This is a genomic window from Caballeronia sp. GAFFF1 (assembly GCF_023630705.1).
GTDB lineage: Bacteria > Pseudomonadota > Gammaproteobacteria > Burkholderiales > Burkholderiaceae > Caballeronia.
The window spans coordinates 176,268-199,406 of record NZ_JALQEM010000012.1 but is presented as its reverse complement, the minus strand read 5'-3'; the positions used below and the strand labels follow the sequence as shown (position 1 = coordinate 199,406).

The 23,139-nt window shown below is 64.6% G+C and carries 23 protein-coding genes; 3 read left to right on the top strand and 20 right to left on the bottom strand.

Going from position 1 to position 23,139, the window contains the following annotated elements:
• Position 1: 1 nt before the first annotated feature.
• Complete coding sequence (locus NCR37_RS05960) at positions 2 to 1,573, bottom strand: ABC transporter ATP-binding protein (protein WP_250472184.1); 1,572 nt, start codon at positions 1,571 to 1,573, stop codon at positions 2 to 4.
• A 271-nt stretch (positions 1,574 to 1,844) separates the two neighbouring features.
• Here NCR37_RS05960 and NCR37_RS05955 point away from each other — a divergent pair, with 271 nt between their 5' ends.
• Entirely contained in the window at positions 1,845 to 2,777 is a 933-nt protein-coding gene (locus NCR37_RS05955; protein ID WP_175940178.1) for a LysR substrate-binding domain-containing protein, read from the top strand.
• Between the two features lie 213 nt (positions 2,778 to 2,990).
• Here NCR37_RS05955 and NCR37_RS05950 read toward each other — a convergent pair whose 3' ends face one another.
• Positions 2,991 to 4,361, bottom strand: a complete 1,371-nt coding sequence (locus NCR37_RS05950; RefSeq protein WP_250472183.1) for an 8-oxoguanine deaminase — start codon at positions 4,359 to 4,361, stop codon at positions 2,991 to 2,993.
• 466 nt (positions 4,362 to 4,827) lie between these two features.
• On the opposite strand from NCR37_RS05950, the gene uraH reads away from it, so the two are divergent.
• Positions 4,828 to 5,181, top strand: coding sequence for a hydroxyisourate hydrolase (uraH, locus tag NCR37_RS05945; RefSeq protein ID WP_250472182.1), 354 nt, complete (start codon positions 4,828 to 4,830; stop codon positions 5,179 to 5,181).
• 76 nt (positions 5,182 to 5,257) lie between these two features.
• Positions 5,258 to 6,451 (top strand): urate hydroxylase PuuD, encoded by a 1,194-nt coding sequence (locus NCR37_RS05940; protein ID WP_250472181.1) that lies wholly within the window; start codon positions 5,258 to 5,260, stop codon positions 6,449 to 6,451.
• Positions 6,452 to 6,507: 56 nt separating this feature from the next.
• Here the strand turns inward: NCR37_RS05940 and ltaE are convergent, their stop codons facing one another.
• From ltaE to thpR, 18 genes are all read right to left on the bottom strand, one after another.
• On the bottom strand, positions 6,508 to 7,527 hold the full coding sequence (ltaE, locus tag NCR37_RS05935; protein WP_250472180.1) for a low-specificity L-threonine aldolase: 1,020 nt from the start codon (positions 7,525 to 7,527) through the stop codon (positions 6,508 to 6,510).
• 117 nt (positions 7,528 to 7,644) lie between these two features.
• The gene (locus tag NCR37_RS05930) at positions 7,645 to 8,145 is read right to left on the bottom strand and encodes an ureidoglycolate lyase (RefSeq protein ID WP_250472241.1); all 501 of its coding nucleotides are present in this window, start codon (positions 8,143 to 8,145) and stop codon (positions 7,645 to 7,647) included.
• Positions 8,145 to 9,155 (bottom strand): allantoicase, encoded by a 1,011-nt coding sequence (alc, locus tag NCR37_RS05925; RefSeq protein ID WP_175940172.1) that lies wholly within the window; start codon positions 9,153 to 9,155, stop codon positions 8,145 to 8,147. Before alc ends, NCR37_RS05930 begins: the two co-directional genes overlap by 1 nt.
• Before the next feature lie 34 nt (positions 9,156 to 9,189).
• Entirely contained in the window at positions 9,190 to 9,711 is a 522-nt protein-coding gene (gene uraD / locus NCR37_RS05920) for a 2-oxo-4-hydroxy-4-carboxy-5-ureidoimidazoline decarboxylase (protein WP_250472179.1), read from the bottom strand.
• Positions 9,708 to 10,664: an allantoinase PuuE gene (gene puuE, locus NCR37_RS05915; RefSeq protein ID WP_250472178.1), complete on the bottom strand. Its 957-nt coding sequence runs from the start codon at positions 10,662 to 10,664 to the stop codon at positions 9,708 to 9,710. The genes uraD and puuE overlap by 4 nt, the downstream gene beginning before the upstream one ends.
• 135 nt (positions 10,665 to 10,799) lie before the next feature.
• Positions 10,800 to 11,534: an aspartate/glutamate racemase family protein gene (locus NCR37_RS05910; protein WP_250472177.1), complete on the bottom strand. Its 735-nt coding sequence runs from the start codon at positions 11,532 to 11,534 to the stop codon at positions 10,800 to 10,802.
• Between the two features lie 69 nt (positions 11,535 to 11,603).
• Positions 11,604 to 13,106, bottom strand: coding sequence for an NCS1 family nucleobase:cation symporter-1 (locus NCR37_RS05905; protein WP_250472176.1), 1,503 nt, complete (start codon positions 13,104 to 13,106; stop codon positions 11,604 to 11,606).
• Between the two features lie 324 nt (positions 13,107 to 13,430).
• Positions 13,431 to 14,186, bottom strand: coding sequence for a GntR family transcriptional regulator (locus NCR37_RS05900; protein ID WP_250472175.1), 756 nt, complete (start codon positions 14,184 to 14,186; stop codon positions 13,431 to 13,433).
• A gap of 298 nt (positions 14,187 to 14,484) precedes the next feature.
• Complete coding sequence (gene ldcA, locus NCR37_RS05895) at positions 14,485 to 15,408, bottom strand: muramoyltetrapeptide carboxypeptidase (protein WP_250472240.1); 924 nt, start codon at positions 15,406 to 15,408, stop codon at positions 14,485 to 14,487.
• Between the two features lie 2 nt (positions 15,409 to 15,410).
• On the bottom strand, positions 15,411 to 16,010 hold the full coding sequence (gene tadA / locus NCR37_RS05890; RefSeq protein ID WP_250472174.1) for a tRNA adenosine(34) deaminase TadA: 600 nt from the start codon (positions 16,008 to 16,010) through the stop codon (positions 15,411 to 15,413).
• The gene (locus tag NCR37_RS05885) at positions 16,007 to 16,405 is read right to left on the bottom strand and encodes a DnaJ family domain-containing protein (protein WP_159836014.1); all 399 of its coding nucleotides are present in this window, start codon (positions 16,403 to 16,405) and stop codon (positions 16,007 to 16,009) included. The genes tadA and NCR37_RS05885 overlap by 4 nt, the downstream gene beginning before the upstream one ends.
• A gap of 252 nt (positions 16,406 to 16,657) precedes the next feature.
• Positions 16,658 to 17,407: an ABC transporter ATP-binding protein gene (locus NCR37_RS05880; RefSeq protein WP_250472173.1), complete on the bottom strand. Its 750-nt coding sequence runs from the start codon at positions 17,405 to 17,407 to the stop codon at positions 16,658 to 16,660.
• Positions 17,404 to 18,273: an ABC transporter ATP-binding protein gene (locus NCR37_RS05875; protein ID WP_250472172.1), complete on the bottom strand. Its 870-nt coding sequence runs from the start codon at positions 18,271 to 18,273 to the stop codon at positions 17,404 to 17,406. The genes NCR37_RS05880 and NCR37_RS05875 overlap by 4 nt, the downstream gene beginning before the upstream one ends.
• Before the next feature lies 1 nt (position 18,274).
• Entirely contained in the window at positions 18,275 to 19,213 is a 939-nt protein-coding gene (gene nikC, locus NCR37_RS05870) for a nickel transporter permease (RefSeq protein WP_250472171.1), read from the bottom strand.
• A 19-nt stretch (positions 19,214 to 19,232) separates the two neighbouring features.
• The gene (locus NCR37_RS05865) at positions 19,233 to 20,303 is read right to left on the bottom strand and encodes an ABC transporter permease (protein WP_250472170.1); all 1,071 of its coding nucleotides are present in this window, start codon (positions 20,301 to 20,303) and stop codon (positions 19,233 to 19,235) included.
• Positions 20,304 to 20,307: 4 nt separating this feature from the next.
• Positions 20,308 to 21,897: an ABC transporter substrate-binding protein gene (locus tag NCR37_RS05860; protein ID WP_250472169.1), complete on the bottom strand. Its 1,590-nt coding sequence runs from the start codon at positions 21,895 to 21,897 to the stop codon at positions 20,308 to 20,310.
• A 15-nt stretch (positions 21,898 to 21,912) separates the two neighbouring features.
• Positions 21,913 to 22,476, bottom strand: coding sequence for a D-alanyl-D-alanine dipeptidase (ddpX, locus tag NCR37_RS05855; protein WP_250472168.1), 564 nt, complete (start codon positions 22,474 to 22,476; stop codon positions 21,913 to 21,915).
• A gap of 84 nt (positions 22,477 to 22,560) precedes the next feature.
• Positions 22,561 to 23,121, bottom strand: a complete 561-nt coding sequence (thpR, locus tag NCR37_RS05850; protein WP_250472167.1) for an RNA 2',3'-cyclic phosphodiesterase — start codon at positions 23,119 to 23,121, stop codon at positions 22,561 to 22,563.
• Positions 23,122 to 23,139 lie beyond the last annotated feature (18 nt).

The following is a 23,139-nucleotide window of genomic DNA, read 5'->3' as shown; positions in this document are numbered from 1 at the left end:
CTTATTTGCTCAAAGAATCGAGTTCGGCCGCGGGCGCGCGCTTGCCCTCGAACAAGCCTGCCATGAAGAGGCCGATTTCCTCGGCGTTCGTCTCGCCTGTCGCGCGCACCGGCGAGAGCTTGCCGCGCGCGAGCACGGCGAGCCGGTCGCAGATGTCGAACAGTTCTTCGAGCTCTTCCGATATCACGAGAATGGCGACGCCGCGTGACGCAAGATCCAGCAGTTGCTGGCGGATGAAGCCGGCCGCGCCGACATCGACGCCCCAGGTCGGCTGCGCGACGACGAGCACCTTCGGCGCCTGCAAAATCTCGCGTCCGACGATGAACTTCTGCAAGTTGCCGCCCGACAGGCTCTGCGCGAGCGCGCCGCTACCGCCGCAGCGCACGTCGAAGGCCTGAATGCAGCGATCGGCAAAGCCGCGCACCGCGCCGGCGCGGACCCAGCCGCCGCGCACCATCTGTTGCCGATGCGCGGTCAGCAGGCCGTTTTCCGCGAGCGACATCGCCGGGACCGCGCCGCGCCCGAGCCGTTCTTCCGGCACGAACGCGAAGCCGAGCCGCCGCCGCGCGCCCGCCGTGAGCCGCGCGGCGGACGTGCCGCAGATCGACACGGCATCGGCCGCGACGTGGCGATCGCGAATCTCGCCCGAAAGCGCCGCGAGCAGTTCCGCCTGCCCATTACCCGACACGCCCGCGATGCCGAAGAGTTCGCCCGCGCGCACCTCGAACGACACGTTCTGGAGCGACGTGCCGAACGGGTCAGGGCTCGCCACCGAAAGATTCCTGACCGCGAGCAACGCATCGCCCGGCGTGTGGGCGCGGCGCGTGTAATCGGGCAGCGAATGGCCGACCATCAACTGCGCGAGCGACGCGTGCGTTTCCTTGCGCGGATCGACATTGCCGGTCACGCGGCCGCCGCGCATCACCGTGGCGTTCTCGCAGAGCGCCTGAATTTCGTCGAGCTTGTGACTGATGTAGAGAATGCTGCACCCTTCGGCCGCGAGCCGGCGCAGCACCGTGAAGAGCTTCTGCACCGCCTGCGGCGTGAGCACGGATGTCGGCTCGTCCATGATGAGCAGCCGCGGGTTCTGCAGCAGGCAGCGCACGATTTCCACGCGCTGCCGCTCGCCGACCGTGAGGCTATGAACGTGCCGCTGCGGATCGACATCGAGCCCGTAGTCCTTCGACACGTCGCGGATGCGCTTTGCGAGCGCCTTCATGTCGAACTTCTCGTCGAGCGCGAGCGCGATGTTTTCGGCGACTGTCAGCGTCTCGAACAGCGAGAAGTGCTGAAACACCATGCCGATGCCGAGCTTGCGCGCCGCCGCCGGACTGCCGATGTCGACGGTCTCGCCCTGCCAGCGGATCTCGCCTTCGTCCGGGCGCACCGCGCCGTAGATGATCTTCATCAGCGTAGACTTGCCCGCGCCGTTTTCGCCGAGCACCGCGTGAATCTCGCCCGGCATGACGACGAGATTCACGCCGTCGTTCGCCTTGACGGACGGGTACTGCTTGCTGATGCCGGACAACGCCAGGCGCGGTGGCGTTGTCGACTTTTGAATGGCGTCGCCCATTGAGCTCTGAATAAGCGCCCGGCCACCGAGCAGGCCGGGCTGGAAAGGATTACCGCGAGAGCGAGCGCAAGACACCGGTTGTCGCACGAACTCATATCGCGGGCAGAATTTACAGAATTCGAGACGCTAAGTCGATCACTCAAAATTAGCGCGACTCCCCGCCTAGCGAGCATTTGCGGGTTAGCCACACCTTGACGCAAAGTCTATGTCATATTAAAAATGATATGTTGTACCCCTTCATCGATCAGCCAGAACATATAGTGGAGATAACATGAGTCAGCAACGCGAGGCGATCGATACGTACTTATTGCGCGTCTTGCATACCTTGCTGATGGAACGCAGCGTCACCCGCGCGGCCGTCAAGCTCAATCAGTCGCAACCCGCCATCAGCGCCGCGCTGCGCCGCCTGCGCGACATCACCGGCGACCCGCTGCTCGTGCGCGGCAAGTCCGGCATGGTGCCGACTGAATACGGCCTTCGCCTGCTCGAACCGACGCAGAACGCGCTGCGCGAGATCGAGCGGATCAAGGTCCAGCAGCACAACTTCGACCCTTCGACGTCCGTGCGGTGCTATCGCATCGGCTGTCCCGACTATCTGAATGTGCTCTTCGTGCCGACCGTCGTCGAGCGTTTCCGGCAGGCCGCGCCGAACGCGACGCTCGAGTTTCATTCGCTCGGCCCCGCGTTCGATTACGAACTGGCGCTCGAAGACGGCAAGCTCGATATCGTCGTCGGCAACTGGCCGGAACCGCCCGAGCAACTGCATCTGTCGAATCTCTTCGTCGACAAGATCGTGTGTCTCGTCAGCAACACGCATCCGTTCGCCAAACGGGGCGGACTCACGCTCGATCAATACCTCAACGCGCCGCACCTCGCGCCGACGCCCTATTCCGTCGGTCAGCGCGGAGCAATCGACGTGCATCTGGCGCGCGAACGCCTGAAGCGCCATGTCGTCGTTACGCTGCCCTATTTCAATCTTGCGCCTTACGTGCTCATCAAGTCGGACCTCGTCTTCACGACCACGCGCCTTTTCGCCGCCCATTACGCGAAGTTTCTGCCGCTCGCGGTGGTGCCCGCGCCGCTCGACTTCCCGCCCATGCAGTATTACCAGCTCTGGCATGAGCGGTGTCACTACTCCGACGAAGTGCGCTGGCTGCGCAGTCTCGTCGCCGAGGCGACGCGCTCGCTGATCGACCAGCCGTGACGCCAGCGAACCCTGTCTGCGTTTTGCTCGGAGGCGCGCGTCGCGGCTTCAGTGCGCCGGGTTCGCCAGTTAGCGCGCCAGCGCGCATGCCGTCCAACGACCGTGCGCAGATTCGCCGTCGTCAGCCGCCTTTCTTCGCGATCACTTCCCGTCGATCACGCTCGTCGCGACCTGCGACGGCACGCGCCTCGCCATGAGGCGCCCATCCCGCCTTCAGTGCGCCGCGTTCGCCAGTTCGCCCGCCAGCGTGTTATGCCGCTCGACCGCCGCGCGCAGATCCACCGTCGTCAGCCGCCCTTCCTTCACGACCACTTTTCCGTCGATGACGCTCGTCGCGACCTGCGACGGCGCGCAGAACACGAGCGCCGCCACCGGATCGTGCAGCGCGCCCGCGAACGCCGGCTGCGACAGGTCGAACGAGACGAAATCCGCCGCCATGCCGGGCGCGAGCGCGCCGATGTCGTCGCGGTTCAGCACTTTCGCCCCGCCGAGCGTCGCGATTTCGAGCGCTTCGCGCGCGGTCATGGCGTCCGGTCCGAAGCCGACGCGCTGGAGCAAAAGCGCCTGCCGCACTTCGGCGACCATTTGAGCGCCATCGTTCGATGCCGAGCCGTCCACGCCGAGCCCGACCGGCACGCCCGCGTCGCGCATGGCGCGGATCGGCGCGATGCCGGACGCGAGCCGCATGTTCGAGCACGGACAGTGCGCCACGCCCGTTCCGGTGCGCGCGAAAAGCTCGATGCCCGGTTTGTCGAGCTGGACACAGTGCGCGTGCCAGACGTCGTGGCCGACCCAACCCAGGTCTTGGGCGTATTCGGCGGGCGTCATGCCGAACTTCTCGCGGCTGTACGCGACATCGTTCACGTTCTCCGCCAGATGCGTGTGCAGCGACACGCCGTACTGACGCGCCAGCGCCGCTGAATCGCGCATCAACTCGCGGCTCACCGAAAACGGCGAGCACGGCGCGACGACCACGCGCAGCATCGCGTAGCGGCCCTCGTCGTGATACGCCTCGATGAGGCGCTGCGAGTCCTTCAGGATCGCGTCTTCCTTCTCCACGACGGAATCGGGCGGCAGCCCGCCGTCTTTCTGGCCGACGCTCATGCTGCCGCGGGCCGCATGAAAGCGCATGCCGATCTCGCGCGCCGCCGCGATGCTGTCGTCAAGCCGGCTGCCGTTCGGATAGATGTACAGGTGATCGCTCGATGTCGTGCAGCCGGAGAGCAGCAGTTCGGCCATCGCGGTCGTCGTGGAGACGGAGATCATCTCGGGCGTCAGATGCGCCCAGATCTTGTAGAGGTTCGTGAGCCAGCCGAAAAGCTCGGCGTTCTGCGCGGCCGGAACCGCCCGCGTCAGGCTCTGATACATGTGGTGATGCGTGTTGACGAGACCGGGAATGACGAGATGCCCGAGCATGTCGAGCACGTCGTCGGCGGTCTTCGGAAGCTCGCTCGTCGGCCCCACCGCCACGATGCGGTTTCCTTCGATATACAGGCCGCCATCGGCGATTTCGCGGCGCTCTGCGTCCATCGTGACGAGCATGTGGGCGTTCTTGACAAGCAGGCTGCGGGGTGTCGCATTCATCGAATGTTCTCCGGGAACGGGTTGCATCAGGGTAAGAGGACCCGTGAAAGCCCCGGTTACCCAGCGTTGAACGCCGTCTTCGGGACGCGGCTCAATTGCGCGCGGTGTCACTGTCGGCAGCCAAAAACATGGCGGCAATCACGGGGCCGTCATAGTCGACTTCAGCCCGGCGATATATCTGCGAATTTTGGCGCAGGTAGCATCGCAGCGAAAGCCGTGCAGATTGTCCGCGCGCCGTGGCTTTGCGGGAGCGGCGGCGCTCATGCGCCCGGCATTATCTTTCCTATCGCGGACGCACAGCGCGTCTCGAATTTCTACAATGCTGTACACGGCGCGCATCTGAAACGCCGACGGGTATGTAGCCACTGACGTGGAGCCTCGATCCGCCGCCGCCGCACGGTTCCCCACAGTGCGGATTTCGGATCGATGCGCGAGCCGGACATCGCACAACACAAGGAACATGCGAATGGGCAAGCTCACCACCCACGTCCTCGACACGGCGCACGGCCGCCCCGGCGCGCACATCCAAGTCGAGCTCTTCGCGCTATCCGGCGACACCCGGCGCGCAATCAAGACCACCCTGACCAACGACGACGGCCGCTGCGATGCGCCGCTGCTCGAAGGCGCGGAACTCGAAACCGGCGAATACGAACTCGTTTTTCACGCAGGCGATTATTTCGCCGGGCTCGGCGTGACAGTGCCCGAGCCGCGCTTCGTCGATCGCGTCGTGCTGCGCTTCGGCATCGCGGACGCCGCCGCGCATTATCACGTGCCGCTCCTCGTTTCACCGTGGGCGTACAGCACGTATCGCGGCAGCTAACGGCCGCGCCAAGCAGAGCGATCAGCATGCCGCGCATCGACGGCGTGCGCATAACGAATCGGTAGTGGAGGAGTTCATGGAAGGCTTTATCACCGACTGGCTGAATCTGGTCTTGCGCTGTCTGCACGTGATCGTGGCGATCGCGTGGATCGGCGAGTCGTTCTATTTCGTCGCGCTCGACAACAGCCTGAAACCGCCGCAGGACCCGAACGCGCGCCGGCGCGGCGTGTTCGGCGACTTCTGGCACGTGCACGGCGGCGGCTTCTATCACATGCAGAAGTATTCGGTTGCGCCGCAAGACATGCCGGAGAACCTTCACTGGTCGTTCTGGCCGTCCTACACCACATGGATGTCCGGCTTCGGCCTCTTCTTCGTGCTGTATCTGCTCTCGCCGAGCACGTATCTGATCGACAAGAACGTGCTCGACATGGGCCCGGTCGTTGCGGTGTCGGCGGCGCTCGGCTTTCTGATGGCCGGCTGGATCGTCTACGATTCGCTGTGCCGCCTGCTCGGCCACAACGACAAGCTGCTCGGCATTTGCGTGGGCATTTACGTGCTGATCGCGGCATTCGTCGCGTGCCACGTGTTCTCGGGCCGCGCGGCGTATCTGATCACCGGCGCGATGATCGCGACGATCATGTCGGCAAACGTGTTCTTCGTCATCATTCCGGGACAGCGCAAGATGGTCGCGGCGATGCTCAAGGGCGAAACGCCGAACGCCATCTACGGCAAGCGCGGCAAGCAACGTTCCGTGCATAACACGTACTTCACGCTGCCGGTCGTCTTCGCGATGCTGTCGAACCACTACGCGATGACCTACACGCACAAGTACAACTGGGTGATCCTCGTGCTCATCATGCTGGCGGGCGCGCTGATCCGTCAGTTCTTCGTGATGCGCCATCGCGGACAGGTGCTGTGGTACATGCCGGTTGCCGGTCTCGTACTGGTTCTCGGCGCGTTCGCCTGGACGATGCCCGCGCCGACGGTGCCGGTCGCGCACGCCGCGGGTGCGCCGACGATCAAGGTCGCGGACATTCAGCCGATCATTCAGCAGCGTTGCGCGGTCTGCCACTCCGCGCATCCGACGATGATGGGCAGCGCGCCGGCAGGCGTTCTCCTCGACACGCCCGCCGAAATTCGCCAGAACGCGCAGCGCGTGCATCAGCAGGCGGTGACGTTGAAAGCGATGCCGCTCGGCAACGTTACGCAAATGACGGATGCCGAGCGTCAGAAGATTGCTGCATGGTTTGACGGAGGCGCGGTGCAGTAAGCGTCGTGCTCCAGGGGAGACGGCCCGAATCGGCTTCTGCCGCTCGGGCCGTTTTTTCATTGCGCGGCGAAGTAGGCTTTGACCGCGTCGATGACTGTGTCGATATCGTCGCGCGACACATCGCGATGCGTCACGAACCGCGATGCGTAGAGCATCTGCGTGAGAATGCCGCGTTCCTTGAGCCACGCTTCGAGCGGCGCGCAATGCTTTTCGGGAATCTGCGCGAACACCATGTTGGTGGCTTGCGACTGAATCACGATTCCGTCGATGCCGGCGAGCCCCGCTGCGAGCCGCGCCGCGTTCTCATGATCCTGCGCGAGGCCGTCGACGTGATGATCGAGCGCATGAAGGCACGCCGCCGCGAGCACGCCCGCCTGCCGCATGCCGCCGCCGAGCACCTTGCGCCAGCGGTGCGCAACATCCACGAGCGCCTTGCTGCCGACCAGCACCGAACCGACCGGCGCGCCGAGGCCTTTCGAGAAGCAGATGGAAACCGTATCGAACGGCGCGCACAGCTCGCTCACCGGCCGGTCCGACGCCACCACCGCGTTGAAGAGGCGCGCGCCGTCCAGATGCGTCGAGAGTCCGCGATCGCGGGCCAGCTTGGTCGCCTGCGCCACGTAGTCGGCAGGCAGCACTTTGCCGCCGATGGTGTTCTCCAGCGCGAGCAGGCGCGAACGCGCGAAGTGATCGTCAATGGGCTTGATCGCCGCCGCGATCTTGTCGAGCGGCAAGGAACCGTCGGGCGCATTCTCGATTGGCTGCGGCTGAATGCTGCCGAGCACCGCCGCCCCGCCGCCCTCGTACTTGTACGTATGCGCCGCCTGCCCGACGATGTACTCGTCGCCGCGCGCGCAGTGCGCCATCAACGCGGCGAGGTTGCTTTGCGTGCCGCTCGGAAAGAACAGGCCCGCTTCCTTGCCGGTGCGCGCGGCGAGCGTGGACTGGAGCTTGAGCACCGTGGGATCGTCGCCCCAGACGTCGTCGCCGACTTCGGCGGCTGACATGGCGGCGAGCATCGCTTGGCTCGGGCGGGTGACGGTATCGCTGCGTAGGTCGATCTGGCGTGCTGGCATCGTGAGTCGCTTGGTCGGGATGAGCGGAATAGTGTAGCGCGCAATAAAAAAGACCGGCCATGCTGCGCCGGTCTTTCCGTGACTGCCATGGGCGATACGCGCAATACGCGCGACGACTCAGCGCAGCGCCTCTTGTGTCAGCCACAACGACTCTCTCAGGTCCTGCTCGTTCAGATTCAAGCCATCGCCACCGCGATCGACGACGATGAAATCGCTGACCTTCCCAAGCGCAATGAGCGGATGGTGCCAGACGCCTTTCGCGTAGTTCACGCCCTGCCAGCCGCGCGTAACGAACGCACGAATCTTCGATTCGTCGAGTTCGCCCGCCGGCGCGACGACGACGAGATACGGCCGCTCGTCGAGCGGAATGAACGCCTGCGAGCCGAGCGGATGCCGCTCCATCATCTTCACTTCGAACGGCAGCACGCGCGGCTGGCCGCGAAAGAGATTGACGAGCGTGCGGCCGCCCTCGTCCGTCACATCGACCTTGCAGAGATCGTGAAAGCGGATCGTCGTGCCGAGGTTGATTGGAATCTGCTTCGCGCCGTCGAGCTCGATCACATCGCCAAAAGGCCTGAACGCCGCGCGCGTCAAGGGTTCGATCGCGAGCGTCTTCATCATGCAAGCGTTCCGAAAAGACGCAGGCGCGACACGCCGCCGTCCGGGTAGATGTTGAAGCGCACGTGCGTGACCGGCCCGAGCGCCGCGAGTTCGGACTCGAAGAAGTGCTGCTTGTCCATCTGCAGCTTCTGTTCCGAAAGCAGCACCGGCCAGAACATGGCCTGCGTGACGAGCGAGCTGTCGGTGCCGCCTTTCACATACGCCGCCTGAAGCGAGCAGCGGTCGGGGAAATTGCCCTTGAAGTGAGCGGTATCCACTTCGACCTTCTTGATGATGCCCGGCTGCGCGAGCGCGACGATGCACCAGTCGTTGCCCGGCTCGCGGCGGCGGCGCGTTTCCCAGCCGTCGCCCATGTTGACGCCGCGGCCCGGCATCAGAAGCGTGGACGCGAGACCGAAGTGCTGGTTGTTGGTGCCGACCATGTACGCGCCGTTTTCCATCGCGGCGAGATCGAACAGTTCATTGCGATCCGCGTTGCGCCAGTCGAGTTGCGGCTGACCGTACACGCGCAACCGCGCGATGCCGCCGTCCGGATAGATGTTCACGCGCAAGTGCGTGAACGGCTCGGCCGATGCGACGTCCAGATAGTGGTGGCTGTTGCCCTGCAGCGTCGTGGACGGCACGATTTCCGTCCATTGCGTGGACTGGCTCGGCGCGCCGTCGGCGACATGCGCGCCCTCGATCGACGCCGCCGGCGGGAAGTTGCCGGTGAAGTGGCTCGTATCCAGATCGATGCCCTTGATCACGCCCGGCCGCGCCAGCTTGACGATGCACCAGTCGTAGCCGGTCGTGCGCTTGCGTCGCGTTTCCCAGCCGTCCATCCACTTGCCATGTTCGTCGTATTTGCCGGGAATGAACACGGCCGGCTCGGGGTTCAGCATGCGTTCCTTCGGCGCGAAGAAATCGTCGCTCGCCTCGAGCGCCTGCGCGCCCAGACGCGGGTCCGCGAGATTCACATAGCGGCGCGTAAAATCGGGCGCGTTGGGATCGAGTGTCGGAATTGCCATTGTCTTCGTCCTTGTCTATACGGGGAAATGCGGTTCACTGCGCTATCAGGTCGTCGAGCCTGAAGCGCGCGATCCGGTAAATCTGGTCCAGACTCGTGCGAAGCTCTTGAGCGCGGTCGTGATTCACGCGCGCCTCGAAGTTCGCGATGATGCCGTGACGGTCATAGCCGCGCACCGCGAGAATGAACGGGAAGCCGAACTTCTCGCGATACGCCGTGTTGAGCGCCTGGAGCTTGTCGAATTCTTCCTGCGCGCAGAGATTGAGACCGGCGCCGCTTTGCTCGCGAGTCGATTCGGCCGTCAGTTCGCCGCGCACCGCCGCCTTGCCTGCGAGTTCCGGGTGAGCGTTAATGAGCGCGAGTTGCTTCTCTTCGCCCGCCGCCTCCACCGCCTGCGACATCGTCGCGTGCAATTCGTCGACGCTCGAAAACGGGCGCTTCTTGGCCGCGATCTCCGCGACCCACGGCGAATGCTCGAAGATGCCCGCGAGCACGGTCACGAACGCGTCGGCGGGCATGGAGTTGAGTTTCTCGAGTGTGGTTTGCATCGCCTTCATGCCGCCGTCCCGTTGTCTGCCTGCGTTTGATCGTAAGGGTAATGTTCGCGCCAGTGCCGTGCGATATCGACGCGCCGCGTCACCCACACGCGGTCGTGCTTTTCGATGTGATCGAGAAACCTTTGCAGCCCGCGAAAACGCCCCGGACGGCCGAGCAGCCGGCAGTGCATGCCGATGGACAGCATCTTCGGCGCTTCGTCGCCTTCTTCGTAGAGCACGTCGAAGGCGTCGCGCAGGTAGGTGAAAAAATGGTCGCCCGTATTGAAGCCCTGCGGCGTGGCGAAACGCATGTCGTTGGTGTCGAGCGTGTACGGCACGATGAGTTGCGGCGTGGTCTTGCCGCTGCCGAGTTCGACGTCCATCCAGAACGGCAGGTCGTCGCCGTAGTAATCGGAGTCGTAAAGGAAGCCGCCGTATTCCGCCACCAGCCGATGCGTGTTCGGACTATCGCGGCCCGTGTACCAGCCGAGCGGGCGCACGCCCGTCACCCGCTCGATGGCTTCCATGCCGAGGCGCATATGCTCCGCTTCGCGCTCCGGCGACATGTCCTGGTAGTGAATCCAGCGATACCCGTGGCAGGCGATCTCATGCCCCAGTTCCACGAACGCGCGCGACAGCTCGGGATGCCGCTCCATCGCCATGCCGACGCCGAACACGGTAAGCGGCAAGCCGCGCTTCTCGAACTCGCGCAAGATGCGCCAGACGCCTGCGCGCGAGCCGTATTCGTAGATGGACTCCATGCTCATGTGACGCGCCGGATACGACGCCGCGCCGACGATCTCCGACAAGAACTGCTCGGAGCCGGGATCGCCGTGCAGCACGCAGTTTTCGCCGCCTTCTTCGTAATTGAGCACGAATTGCACGGCGACGCGCGCACGCCCCGGCCAGTTCGCCTGCACGGGATGGCGGCCGTAGCCGATCAGGTCGCGTGGATAGTTCGGATCGAGAGACATGGCTGGGTCAGGAATCGGGGCGTTGAACAACGGAATGTCGACGATTCAGTGTAGCGAAAACGCCCGGACGCGCCCATACAGCGGCGCAGATATTGCGGGTCACGTCGCCGGTATGTATTTCACACTCTCACGCGGCTAGCGCGGGCCGAAATCGGACAGCACGCCGTCGTAACGTTTCGCGAGCGGCCGCGCGAAGTCGCCTCGTTTGGCCGTGTTCAGCTTCAGCGCGATGAGCGCCTCGGCCCATTTGACGGCCGCCGTCACGCCCTCCACGACCGGCGCGCCGATGGCGTCTTCCACTTCCCGGCAGAATTCCGCCATGCCCGCGCAGCCGAGCACGATGGCGTCCGAGCCGTCCTCGTCGAGCGCGCGCCGGCATTCGTCGATGATCGTCTGCCGCGCCGCCGAGCCGGGCTCGTCGAGTTCGAGCACCGCGACGTCCGTCGCACGCACGTTCTTGCAGAAGCGCGTCATGCCGTAGCGTTCGGCGAGATGCCATGCCATGCCGCACGTGCGCCGCAGCGTCGTCACGACGGAAAAGCCCGGCGCAATGACGCTCGCCGCGTGCATTGCCGCTTCCGCGATGCCGATCACGGGCCCGCGCGCCAGTTCGCGCGCGGCATAGAGCGCCGGGTCGCCGAAACACGCGATCACGTAGCCGTCGAAGCCCTGCCGCTCGCCCGCCTCCACTTCGGCGAGCAGCCCGAGCGAGGCGACGGCTTCGTCGTAATAACCTTCGATGGAAGGCGGGCCCATCGTCGGGCTGACCGCGACGATTTCCGTGCCGGGCGCTGCGACTTCACGCGCGCAGCGGGCCATCGACTCGGTCATGCGTTGCGTGGTGTTCGGGTTGATCAGTTTGATGCGCATTGCTGTCTCCTGCTTATTGCGTCTTTCCGTCCGCCGCGACGTGTCGCGGCGGATCAGGTTGCCTTCACTTCAAGCCATGTGCTTGCGATCCGCCAGCATCCAGTAGAACAACGCCCCGAGCCCCGCGCCGATGAACCACGAGAAGTTCGCGGCGCCTTCGAGCGAAGGCAGCATCACGCACAGAATCGCGATGACTGCGGCGGGCAAGAGCGCCATGACCGCGCGGCGATTCACGCCCTTCGTGTACCAGTACTTGCCGGTGTCGGACGTCGTGTAGAGGTCGTTCACCGCGAGCTTGCCGCGCTTCAGGAGATAGAAGTCGAGAATCAGCACGCCGTACAACGGTCCGATAAAGCTGCCGAGAATGTCCAGCGTGTAGTGGATCACGGCGGGATTGTTGAAGAGGTTCCAGGGCGTGATGAAGATAGACGCGGTCGCGGCCATCATCCCGCCCATGCGCCAGCTGATGAGACGCGGCGCGACGTTGGAGAAGTCGAACGCCGGCGACACGAAGTTCGCCACGATATTGATGCCGATCGTCGCGATGGTGAACGTCAGCGCGCCGAGAATGACGGCCGTCGGATGATCGATGCGGCCCACCGTTTCAACCGGATCGGTGATCAGTTGTCCGAACACGGGCAACGTGGCCGCGGTCGTGATGACCGTCACGAGCGAGAACGCGAGGAAGTTGACCGGCAGCCCCCAGAAATTGCCGCGCTTCACGCTGCGAAAGCTCTTGCAATAGCGCGAGAAGTCGCCGAAGTTCAACATCGGCCCGGAGAAATACGAGACGACGAGCGAGATCGCGGTGATCATCACCGGCACGACTTCCATGCCGTGATACTTCACGCCGCCGAGATTCAGCCCGATGTTGCGAATGCCCGCGCGCCACACCATGTATCCGGCGAGCGCGAACATCACGACATAGACCGCAGGGCCCGCGAAGTCGATGAACTTTTTGATCATCTCCATGCCGCGCCAGAACACGACCGCCTGCAACACCCACAGCAGCATGAAGCCGGCCCAGCCGAGCGCCGACAGCCCGACGAAACCATAGCGATGCACGTCCGCATAAGGCATCAACGACGGCACGAACTTCAGCACGACGATCACGAGCGCGCTGGAGGCCAGATACGTCTGGATGCCATACCACGCTACGGCGATCAGCCCGCGAATGACCGCGGGAATGTTCGCGCCGAGCACGCCGAACGTCGCGCGGCACGCGACCGGATATGGCACGCCCGCCACCTGACTGGGCTTTGCGATGAGATTGCACAGCAGATTCACGAGCCCGATGCCGATCAGAAGCGACACGAGCACCTGCCAGCTCGTCAGCCCGAGCGCGAAGAGACTGCCCGCGAACACATAGCCGCCGACGCTATGCACGTCCGACATCCAGAACGCGAAGATGTTGTACGCGCCCCACGTCTGATTCCTGAGCGGCGCGAGATCTTCGTTGTACAGACGATCGCTGTAGCCGGCGGGCACGCCGGTATCGTGCTCGGAAGATTCGTACGGGGTTTCATACGGCGGCAGTGCTGAACTGCCGGGCGTTGCACTGAACTGAGCCATGACCTCTCCTTGGATGGGCGGCTTGCGTCATGAAAAAGCGGCAATTGCTTGGGATCAAGCGTCGTCGGATACCTTCGCGAACAGGCTCGTCGCCACGCTCGCGCGGTACTCTTCGGATTGGCTCCATCGCCTGCGGCGTAGTGCCGAGAGCGAGCGGGCTTCAGCCCATCTCGCTCGCCGTCAGGCGTTTTTCATTGCACGCTCATCGATGAGCGTCTCGTTCAGTGCGGCGCCTGCTGCGGTCTTTCGCGCGTGCGTCTCGCTACGCGCCCGCCGCATGCGCGCGGGCGCGGTCTCCATTTTTGTGTTCGTGCTACGGCTTGCTTACGCGCCGAACGCCTTCTCGCGTTCGCCCGGCCTTGCGAATACTTCCTTCAGATCGACCGCGCCACGGGCCGGCCGCTCCAGCATCTTCAGTTCGACATCGCGCAGATGTTGGGCCATCAGATCCGCGGCTTTTGCGGCGTCGCCGGCATCGAGCGCGGCGAGGATCGCTTCGTGATCTTCAAAAGAGCACGAACTCTTGCCGAGCGATTCATACAGCGCCGAAATCAGCGTCGAGCGCGCGACCAGTCCGGACAGACAATCGCACAGCACGGCGTTGCCGGTGAGCGCGGCCAGTTCGGTGTGGAACTCGCCCGACAGCCGGATCCACGCAGAGAAATCGCGGTTCTCGAACGCTCGCCTTTCGCGCCCGATGGTCGCGCCAATCGACTTCAGCCGCCGCGTGCCGTGTCCTTTGCAGATGCGCTCGACGACAGCCAGCTCGACGATGCGTCGCATTTCGAATACGTCGTGCACTTCCTGCAGCGACGGACTTGCGACAAACGCGCCGCGATTCGGTTCGAGATCGACGAGCCGCTCGCTTGCCAGTTGCGACAGCGCCTGGCGCACCGGGCCGCGTTTCACGTCGAACACTTCGCACAACTGCGCTTCGGTCAGCTTCGCGCCGGGAGCAAGCCGGTGTTCGAGGATCGCGGCGCGGATGTTCTCGGCGATCGACTCGGGGCTCGCTGCGACGGCTCCGTTCAGAGAACCGGCGGAAGCGTTCGATGCAGCACTCGTTTTACGGTCGGACATGATGTGCTCGCTTGCATGTTGACCATCTTAGAATCGACATAAAGATTGTCAACAATTCAAAATAAAAAATCTCGGTGAAGGGTGGCGTCGCGCGAGGTGATGTCTGCCTGCAAGCCAGAACCGACGGGCATTCAGGACGATTAGGCTACTTTTTGTCGGCATTGTCGACCGGATTTTGTCGACAATCTGCGGTTCATAAATGGTGCATCGCGATCCATGGTGACGCGTAGAACAGACCGTTAGTTGCAAAAGCAGTCAAACGAAAAGGCACTCGCAGCAAGTGCCCTCTGCCGCAAACCTAGGCCAGATGCGGATAGTCCGACAGCGCCAGCGTGAAACCCCGCTCGTTCGCGACAAGGTGTGCAGTCGCACCAAAAGGCAGCGTCAGCAGATTATCGACGTGTCCGAACTGCAAGCCGGTCACGAACGGCACGCCGGTCGCCGCCCTCATCTGCTCGATCACCGCGTCGAGCGAGAAGCCGTTGTCGTAGTCGGACAGGCGCCCGCCCGAGAACTCACCCATGATGACCGCCTGCTGCCGTCCAAGCACGCCTGCCTGATGCAACTGGTAGATCATCCGCTCGATGCGAAACGGATGCTCATTTACATCTTCGATGAAGAGAATGCCGCCATCGACAGGCGGCAGATACGGCGTGCCGACGAGCGCGGCGAGTATCGCGAGGTTGCCGCCCCACAACATGCCGGTCACGTCGACGGACTGGCGCTGCGGCGTGTGGCTCGTCACAGTGAAGCTCGGCTGCGAAATCGCCTGCCAGAAGTGGTGCATGGTGAATGCGCTCAGCTGCTCCGCGCCGAAGTTTCCGGCGAACATCGGACCGCCGAAACTCTTCACCGCCGAACGCGCGTATAACGCGCACTGAATCGCCGTGAAATCGCTGTGGCCGACGAGCGCCACGGGTTCGTCGCCGAGCCGTCGCAGGCCGTCGTAGTCGAGGCCGTGCAGAATGCGCGATGCGCCATACCCGCCGCGCACCGCCAGCACGATATCGGGCAGCGGCCGTGACGGATCGGCGAGACGGTTCAGATCGGCGGCGCGTTCGCTGTCGGTGCCGCCGAATCGTTGAAAGCGCCGGCGCGTCGCATCGAGATTTTCGAGCCGATGACCCTGCGCCCGCAGACGCCCGATGCCCCGCTCGACAGCCGCGGGGTCGTGCGGATAGCCGGAAGGCGCGATGAGGTCGATGGTGCGTGATTTCACGATGTTCAGTTCGTGTTGGTGGAGATATCGATGTCGAGGCGCGCGGCCAATTGTGTTTGCGCTTGACGCGCGGCGCGCTCTTCGCGCGCGAGAAGCCGGCGCTCGGCGAAGAAGTTCTTGAGCGCGTGGCCGCATTCGTCGGCGAGCACGCCTCCCGTCACGGCCGTATGATGATTCAGCCGCTCGTTCGCGAACATATCGACGACGCTGCCGCACGCGCCGGTCTTCGGGTCGGCCGCGCCGTACACGACCCGCGCGATGCGCGCGTGCATGATCGCGCCCGCGCACATCAGGCACGGCTCCAGCGTCACATAGAGCTCGCAGCCGGGCAGCCGATAGTTTCGCTGCGCCTGCGCCGCGGCCCGCAGCGCGACCATTTCGGCGTGAGCGGACGGATCGTGCCCGCGAATCGGATGATTGAAACCCGTGGCGATGACTTCATCGCCGAGTACGACGACCGCGCCCACCGGGACTTCCCCCGCGCGGCGCGCTTCGTCGGCGGCGCGTTGCGCGAGCGCCATGAAGCGGCGATCGCGGTCGCTGGCGGGAGCGGTATCTTCTGGTGTCTCGGGAGAAGCGCCGGGCGGCGGCTCGGTGAGCGTCAAGGCTGCTCCGGCTCCGTGTCGCCGCGCGCCGCGACGCGCTCGGAGAGCCGCTCCGCGATGCGCCGGCGATATTCGTGCGGCACGCAGCCGCCACCGCGCAGCGATTCGAGCGCCATGTCGAGCGCGAGCATCTTCACCTGAATGCGGCAGCGGGCGGCAGGGTCGGTCACTTTGTCGAGTTCGTCCTGCAGGCCGCGCAGCGCGCGAAGCTGCTCGACGGCAGGCGGGACGAAACCCGCATTCTTGAGAATACGGTTGGCGACGCGCACTTCCTCGGGAACGAGAAGATCATCGTCCAACTGAAGCGGCGCGCCTGCGCCCGGCAAGTTGTTCAACTCGCCGCGAGACACGGCTTCGTTGATCCGCTGTTCTACCAGAGCATCTAGCAATTTCATCAGGGATTACGACCGGCTTTCGAATAACGCCGAAGCGGTCTGTCACGATTTGCGGGGTTAGCGTGAAGTCGGAGCCCGCCGGAAAAAACGCGCTCGCGCGTGGTTCGGCTGGCTTCGACAATTCATCTCGTATTCTATCAGCGGCGGCCCTGATTGCTTCGCGCGGCGCACGGCCGTTCGCGCGCGTCGGCCGTATAGAGAAGATATGCGGGGTTTTCGCGACATCGATTGCCGCGCGGCGGGCGTCTGTGCTTACGAGCGCACGGGCTCGCGCGTGTAGCCTTGCGTCGCGAAGAGCAGCCGCCGCGTGTACTCGTGCTTGACGTCGTGCGCCCTCACCGCCTCGACGCCGAGCTGTTCGACGACTTCCCCGTTGCGCATGACGGCCACGCGCTGACACAGGAAACCCACGACCGCGAGATTGTGGCTCACGAGGATCATGGTGAGCTTGCGCTCGCGATGCAGCCGCCGCAGCAGGTTCAGGATTTCCGCCTGCACGGAGACATCGAGCGCGGACGTCGGCTCGTCGAGCAGAAGCACGCGCGGCTCGACGATCAGCGCGCGAGCGATCGACACCCGTTGCCGCTGCCCGCCCGACAACTGATGCGGATAGCGAAAGCGGAACGCAGCCCCGAGGCCGACTTCGGCGAGCGCGTCGAGAATGCGCGTGTCCTGATTGCCGATGCCGTTGATCGCGAGCGGCTCGCGCAATGTGCGGTCGACGGTGAAGCGCGGATGCAGCGAGCCGTACGGGTCCTGAAACACCATCTGCACGTCGCGCTGCGGCCGATGTGCAACGGCCTGCCCGTCGATGCGCATGCCGCCTCCGGCAAGCGGCACGAGGCCCGCGAGCGCGCGCAGCAGCGTCGACTTGCCGCTGCCCGACTCGCCGACGAGACCGAATACTTCGCCATCCTCAACGCGCAACGACACGTCGCGCACCGCATCGACATGGCCGGTTTTGGTCTTGAAGCGAATGTGCGCGTGGTCGATCTCGATCATCGCGCGGCTTCCTCGATCGTTTCCGCGAGCCACGACGGATCGCGGCGCAGCGTCGGCAATTCGTCGGGCGGATTGGTCAAGGGCGGGCTCGCGGCAAGCAGTCCGCGCGTGTACGGATGCCGCGCGTTGGCGAGTTCACGCGCCGCGCAGGTTTCCACGACGCGCCCGCCGTACATCACCGCGACGCGATCGCAGAACGACATCACGAGCGGCAAGTCGTGGCTGATGAACACGAGCCCCGTGCGATGACGCTCGATCATTTCGTCGAGCACGGCGAGCACCTGCATCGACACGAGCACGTCGAGCGCGCTCGTCGGTTCGTCGGCAATCAAAAGGCGCGGACCCGCGCTCACCATCATCGCGATCATCACGCGCTGGCCCATGCCGCCTGACAACTCGTGCGGATACGCGTCCGCCACACGCTCCGGATCGCGGATATGCACGGCCGCGAGCGCATCCACGATGCGCGCACGCATCGCGCGCCGGCTCAAGCCGCCGTCCTGACGCGCGATGGTTTCGCGCATCTGCTGGGCGACCGTCATCACCGGATTGAGCGAGTACTTCGGATCTTGCAGGATCATGCTCATCTGCGTGCCGCAGAGGCGCCGGCGCGCGCTCGGCTTCATCGCGAGCAGGTCCTGGCCGTCGAAGCGCAAAGCCTTCGCGGACCATCGCGCTTCGGGCGGCAAGAGGCCGAGCAGCGCGCGGCCGGTCAGCGACTTCCCCGAGCCCGATTCCCCGACGATGCCGAGCCGCTCGCCGCGCCGCACCGTCAGCGAGACACCGCGCACCGCGGGCATCGCGACGCCGTCGTGGCCGGCGAAGGCGACTTCGAGACCGTCGATTTCAGCGAGCGCATCGTCCATGTCAGCCTCCATGACGCGGATCGAAGACATCGCGCAACCCGTCGCCGAGCAGATTGAACGCGAGGCTGACTGCGAGAATCGCGAGGCCGGGGATGGTCGCGACCCACCAGGCGTCGAGCAGCACGTTACGGCCCGAGGCGACCATGTAGCCCCATTCCGGACTCGGCGGCTGCGCACCGAGTCCAAGAAAGCCGAGCCCCGCGACCGCGAGAATGATGCCCGCCATATCGAGCGTCGCGCGCACGATCACCGACGACGAGCACAGCGGCACGATATAGCGCAGCAGAATGCGCGTGTGCGATGCGCCCGCGAGCCGCGCCGCGTGAATGAAATCGGCCTGCGCGAGCCGCAGCGATTCGGCCCGCGCGAGCCGCGCGTAAGGCGGCCACGCGGTGATGGAAATGGCGATGACCGCATTCAGCACGCCCGGCCCCAGCGCCGCCGCGAACGCGAGCGCCAGCACGATCTTCGGAAACGCGAGCGCGACATCGGTCAGGCGCATGAGCACGGTATCGACAAAGCCGCCGCAATAGCCCGCCACCGTGCCGATCAGGAGTCCAATTGGCACGACAAGCACGACGACGAGCATCGCGATGGATAGCGTGAGACGCGAGCCGTGAACGAGTCTCGACAGGATGTCGCGGCCGAGTTGATCCGTGCCGAACCAGTGCGCCGCGCCCGGCGGCATCAGACGATCGGCGAGCACCTGCCGCAGCGGGTCCTGCGTGACCAGGAGCGGCCCGACGGCCGCCGCCACGACGAGCACGATCAAGATGACGAGGCCCAGCATGCTGAGCGGATTGCCCGAGAACCGCCGCCAGCGCCGGTACGCGCGCCCGAGCGCGGCCTGTCGCGGGGACGCGGGCGTGTCGGTCAAGAGCCACGCGCGCCACGTAGTCGGCGCGGGTTTCATCGGCGTGCGCTTGGCGGGCGAATGCATGCGGCAAAGGTCTCCGTTGTCAGCGAGCGCGCGGATCGAACACGCGGTAGAGCGCATCCGTCAGCAGATTGAGCGCGATGAACGTCGCGCCGATCACGAGCGTGCTGCCGAGCACCGCGTTCATGTCGGCGTTCAGAAGCGCGCCCGTCAGATACGAGCCGATGCCCGGCCACGCGAACACGATCTCGGTCAGCACCGAGCCTTCCAGCAAATAGCTGTACGCGAGCGCGATGACCGTGAGCAACGGCACCGCGATATTGCCGAACGCATGGCGCCAGATCACGCGGCGCTCGGGCAGGCCTTTCGCGCGCGCCGTCGTCACATATTCCTGGCTCAGTTGTTCGAGCATGAACGAGCGCGTCATGCGCGACAGATACGCGATCGAATAGAACGCCAGCACGCCCGCCGGCAGCGCGATATGCGAAAACGCGTTGGCGAACACGTCCCACTCGCGGGCGATAAGCGCGTCGATCAGGAGACTGCCCGTGCGCGTATCGACCATGCCGTCGTACAGCGGGTCGATGCGGCCCGGTCCCGACACCCAATGCAGCCGCGCGTAAAAGAGCAGCAGCCCCATCAGCGCGAGCCAGAACACCGGCACCGAACTGCCCGCGAGGCCGATCACGCGCGCGACGTGATCCACGAGGCGGTTGTGGCGCACCGCTGCGATCACGCCGAGCGGCACGCCGATCATCACGCCGATGAAGGTCGAGAGCGTCGCCAGCTCGAGCGTCGCGGGAAAGACGCGCCGGATATCGTCGATGACCGGACTCGCCGTCAGCAGCGACACGCCCAGGTTTCCGTGCAGCACGTCGCGGGCGTAGATCAGGAATTGGTCGACGAGCGGCTTGTCGAGCCCGAGCTGCACGCGCGCCGCGGCATACGCGCTCGCCGATGCGCGGTCGCCAAGAATCGCGAGCACCGGGTCGATCGGGATCTTGCGCCCGATGAAGAACGTGATGGCGAGCAAGCCGGTGAACGTGACGGCGAGCATCGCGATCCAGCGCAGAAGCGCGAGCGCGATCCGCGCGCCGCCGCGATTCGCGTTCGCGGCGCGCAGGCGGTCGAGCACGGTCGGATGCGGCGTCATCGCGTCATTGCTTCTTCAGGTTGCGATACGACACGAGATCGTTGATCGGCCCGACTTCGAGACCGGTCACGCCCGGACGCGCCGCCACTTGTGAGACCTTCTGGAACATGATGACGAACGGCGACTTCGCGAGCATCTCGCGCTGCATCTTCTCGTACATCTGCGCGCGCTTCGTGGTGGAGCTTTCCGCGAGCGCCGCGTTGGTTTCCTTCGTCAGATCGGGAATATTCCACGCATTGCGCCACGCGAGCATCTTGAAGCTCGACGCGTCCGAGTTGTCCGGATTCCACGCGAAGCCCTGCGCGTTGCTGTGCGGATCGATATAGTCCGCCGACCATTCGCCGATATAGATGTCGTGCGCGCGCGCCCGGTAGCGGCCGAGCGTCTGCTTGTTGTCGCTCGGAATGAGCTGCACCTTGATGTTGGCGAGCGCGAGATTCGCCTGCACCGCCTGCGCAATTTCGCTGTACGGATAGTCGTTGCGCACGTCCATCTTCACGGTGAAGCCGTCCGCGAGCCCGGCTTTGGCAAGCAGCGCCTTCGCCTTCGCGACGTCCTGGTGATACGGATTCTCGTTGAGCGCGCCGAGAAAACCTTCGGGCAGAAACGTTTCGTGGACCTTGTACGTCGTGCGGATCACGTTCTTCTGGATGCCCTGATAGTCGATCAGCCACTTCATCGCTTCCCAGACTTCCGGCTTCGCCAAGTACTGATTCTTGTTGTTCAGGCCGAGATACATGAGCGTCGCCTGCGGCACGGCCGTCGCCTTGATGACGCCGTTCTTCGAGAGCGTGTCGAGGTCGTCGGGGCTGAGATCGCGCGCCACGTCGATATCGCCGTTCTGGATCATCAGGCGCTGGCTCGCCGCCTCGGTCACATGGCGCAGCACGATGCGCTTCATCGCGAGCGGCAGGCGATAGCCGTCGAAACGTTGCAGCACGATGCTGTCGTTCGCCGTCCACTTCACGAGCTTGTACGCGCCCGAGCCGGCCTCGCTGGTCTTGAGCCAGTCGTTGCCGTAGTCGTTACCTTTGGCGTGCGATTCGAGCAGCTTGCGATCCACCACCGACGCCGGCCACGCGCCGAGCACGTTCAGCACGAAAGTCGGCGCGTAGCGTTGATCGGTCGTGACGGACACCGTGCTGTCGTCGATCTTCTTCACGTTTTGTAGCGCGTTGGCCTTCGTGATGCCGATGCCCGCGAGCACCGCCGCCGCGCCCTTGTCGAGCAACGCCGTGCGCTGGATGGACCACGCGACGTCATCGGCCGTGAGCGGATTGCCGGAATGGAACTTGATGCCGGAGCGGATCTTGAAGGTGAACGTGAGCCCGTCCGGGCTGACGGTCCACGATTGCGCGACGTCGCCGTTGAACTTCGACGGGTCCTTTAGATCGACGCGCACCAACCGGTCGTACGTGTTCGCAACGTATTCCTCCGGCACGAGTTCGTAGACTTCGCCCGGATCGAGCGTGGTGAATTCGTCGAGCAGCGTCGCCATGACGAACATGTCTTTCGGCGTCGCCGCGTGCGCTGCACAGGCAAAGCTCAACGCCAGCGTCATCGCGACAAGGGCCTTTCGTGCGCTCAGTCTCATGGTCGTTTATCCCGTTCACATCAGCCGCAAGGGGCCGCTTTCTTCGTTGTCGATGAGCGCGAGCTCGCGCGATCCGGGTAACTCGTAATGCCACCATTCGCTCGGAATATGCGCGAAGCCCGCGCCGTGCATCACGCCGAGCAAGAGCGTGCGATTGCGCTGCACGTGAGCCGGCAGACCCGCGTGAAAGTGGCCGGACTCCGGCACCATCGCGTCGAAGCCGGTGCCCATGTCGAACTCGATGCCGTCGCTATCGACGAGCGTCAGGTCTACCGCCGTCCCGCGGCTGTGATTCGAGCCGCGGCCGAGATCGGCGATGAACGTGGGATCGGGCAGGAAATTCCACAGCACTTCCTGCGCTTGCGGCGGGCGGTAGGCGTCGAAGATCTTCAGCGTCGCGCCGAAGCTCTGCGCGATCGTCACCGCCTTGCGCAGCGCCGCTTCGGCGGGTTCGAGCAGCAGGCAATGCTGCGTCTTGTAGATGGGCTTGCCGGTGAGATTGCGATCGGTCGCGTAGACGAGATCGATCTGGACGTGATGCGTTTCGCGCGTGACGGGCAGCAGACGGGATCGAGTCATGTAATCGGAATCCTTAGGTCGAACCCTTCAACCATAACCCGGACGAAAAATCCGCGAAACAGTTTATTCCGAATGTGCGGTGTCTTATGCGTCGAGCAGCCAGCGTTCGATGACCTGATGCTCCGAGCGNCCGAGCAGACTGCGCACGAGCGCGAACTCGCGCACTGTCCACGTGATCGGCTCGACGGCTTGCCGCGCGACGCGATGCTCGTCGTAAAGCAGCGTCACATGCGGGATGAAGCGCGGATGCGATTTGACGAAGATGCCGACCGATTGCAGCGACTTGTCGAGTCGATCGACGAAAGCGGAGAAGGCGTCGTCCGGCTCGCCCGCTATGACGAGCGGCCGCTTCGGACGGCGCGTGGCGAAGGTTTCGACGCGGTCGAGCGTCACGTCGAACGACGGCATGTGAACCGATGAGGCCGCCGCGCGCGCTGCGGCGAGCGTGTCGGCCGGCACGCCCGCGAAGGCGCCGAGGTAATGCAGGGTGATGTGCAGGCGATCGGCGGGAATGGGCCGCGCCTTCAGGGTGTGCGCGGCGCGAAGGCTTACCGCGTGGTCCCCGATGCGCGCGGCAGCGGCGGCATCGGGGTAGACCGCGAAGAAGAGGGAGTCGGTGGGGCGGTCAGCGCGAGGGGTGTTCAAGTGACCGGCTCCCGTTCA

What these genes read in the sequence shown, in the direction of transcription:
- NCR37_RS05960 (WP_250472184.1), bottom strand. Translation starts at nt 1,573, where the DNA reads ATGGGCGACGCCATTCAAAAGTCGACAACGCCACCGCGCCTGGCGTTG.
- NCR37_RS05955 (WP_175940178.1), top strand. Translation starts at nt 1,845, where the DNA reads ATGAGTCAGCAACGCGAGGCGATCGATACGTACTTATTGCGCGTCTTG.
- NCR37_RS05950 (WP_250472183.1), bottom strand. Translation starts at nt 4,361, where the DNA reads ATGAATGCGACACCCCGCAGCCTGCTTGTCAAGAACGCCCACATGCTC.
- uraH (WP_250472182.1), top strand. Translation starts at nt 4,828, where the DNA reads ATGGGCAAGCTCACCACCCACGTCCTCGACACGGCGCACGGCCGCCCC.
- NCR37_RS05940 (WP_250472181.1), top strand. Translation starts at nt 5,258, where the DNA reads ATGGAAGGCTTTATCACCGACTGGCTGAATCTGGTCTTGCGCTGTCTG.
- ltaE (WP_250472180.1), bottom strand. Translation starts at nt 7,527, where the DNA reads ATGCCAGCACGCCAGATCGACCTACGCAGCGATACCGTCACCCGCCCG.
- NCR37_RS05930 (WP_250472241.1), bottom strand. Translation starts at nt 8,145, where the DNA reads ATGAAGACGCTCGCGATCGAACCCTTGACGCGCGCGGCGTTCAGGCCT.
- alc (WP_175940172.1), bottom strand. Translation starts at nt 9,155, where the DNA reads ATGGCAATTCCGACACTCGATCCCAACGCGCCCGATTTTACGCGCCGC.
- uraD (WP_250472179.1), bottom strand. Translation starts at nt 9,711, where the DNA reads ATGAAGGCGATGCAAACCACACTCGAGAAACTCAACTCCATGCCCGCC.
- puuE (WP_250472178.1), bottom strand. Translation starts at nt 10,664, where the DNA reads ATGTCTCTCGATCCGAACTATCCACGCGACCTGATCGGCTACGGCCGC.
- NCR37_RS05910 (WP_250472177.1), bottom strand. Translation starts at nt 11,534, where the DNA reads ATGCGCATCAAACTGATCAACCCGAACACCACGCAACGCATGACCGAG.
- NCR37_RS05905 (WP_250472176.1), bottom strand. Translation starts at nt 13,106, where the DNA reads ATGGCTCAGTTCAGTGCAACGCCCGGCAGTTCAGCACTGCCGCCGTAT.
- NCR37_RS05900 (WP_250472175.1), bottom strand. Translation starts at nt 14,186, where the DNA reads ATGTCCGACCGTAAAACGAGTGCTGCATCGAACGCTTCCGCCGGTTCT.
- NCR37_RS05885 (WP_159836014.1), bottom strand. Translation starts at nt 16,405, where the DNA reads ATGAAATTGCTAGATGCTCTGGTAGAACAGCGGATCAACGAAGCCGTG.
- NCR37_RS05880 (WP_250472173.1), bottom strand. Translation starts at nt 17,407, where the DNA reads ATGATCGAGATCGACCACGCGCACATTCGCTTCAAGACCAAAACCGGC.
- NCR37_RS05875 (WP_250472172.1), bottom strand. Translation starts at nt 18,273, where the DNA reads ATGGACGATGCGCTCGCTGAAATCGACGGTCTCGAAGTCGCCTTCGCC.
- nikC (WP_250472171.1), bottom strand. Translation starts at nt 19,213, where the DNA reads ATGCATTCGCCCGCCAAGCGCACGCCGATGAAACCCGCGCCGACTACG.
- NCR37_RS05865 (WP_250472170.1), bottom strand. Translation starts at nt 20,303, where the DNA reads ATGACGCCGCATCCGACCGTGCTCGACCGCCTGCGCGCCGCGAACGCG.
- NCR37_RS05860 (WP_250472169.1), bottom strand. Translation starts at nt 21,897, where the DNA reads ATGAGACTGAGCGCACGAAAGGCCCTTGTCGCGATGACGCTGGCGTTG.
- ddpX (WP_250472168.1), bottom strand. Translation starts at nt 22,476, where the DNA reads ATGACTCGATCCCGTCTGCTGCCCGTCACGCGCGAAACGCATCACGTC.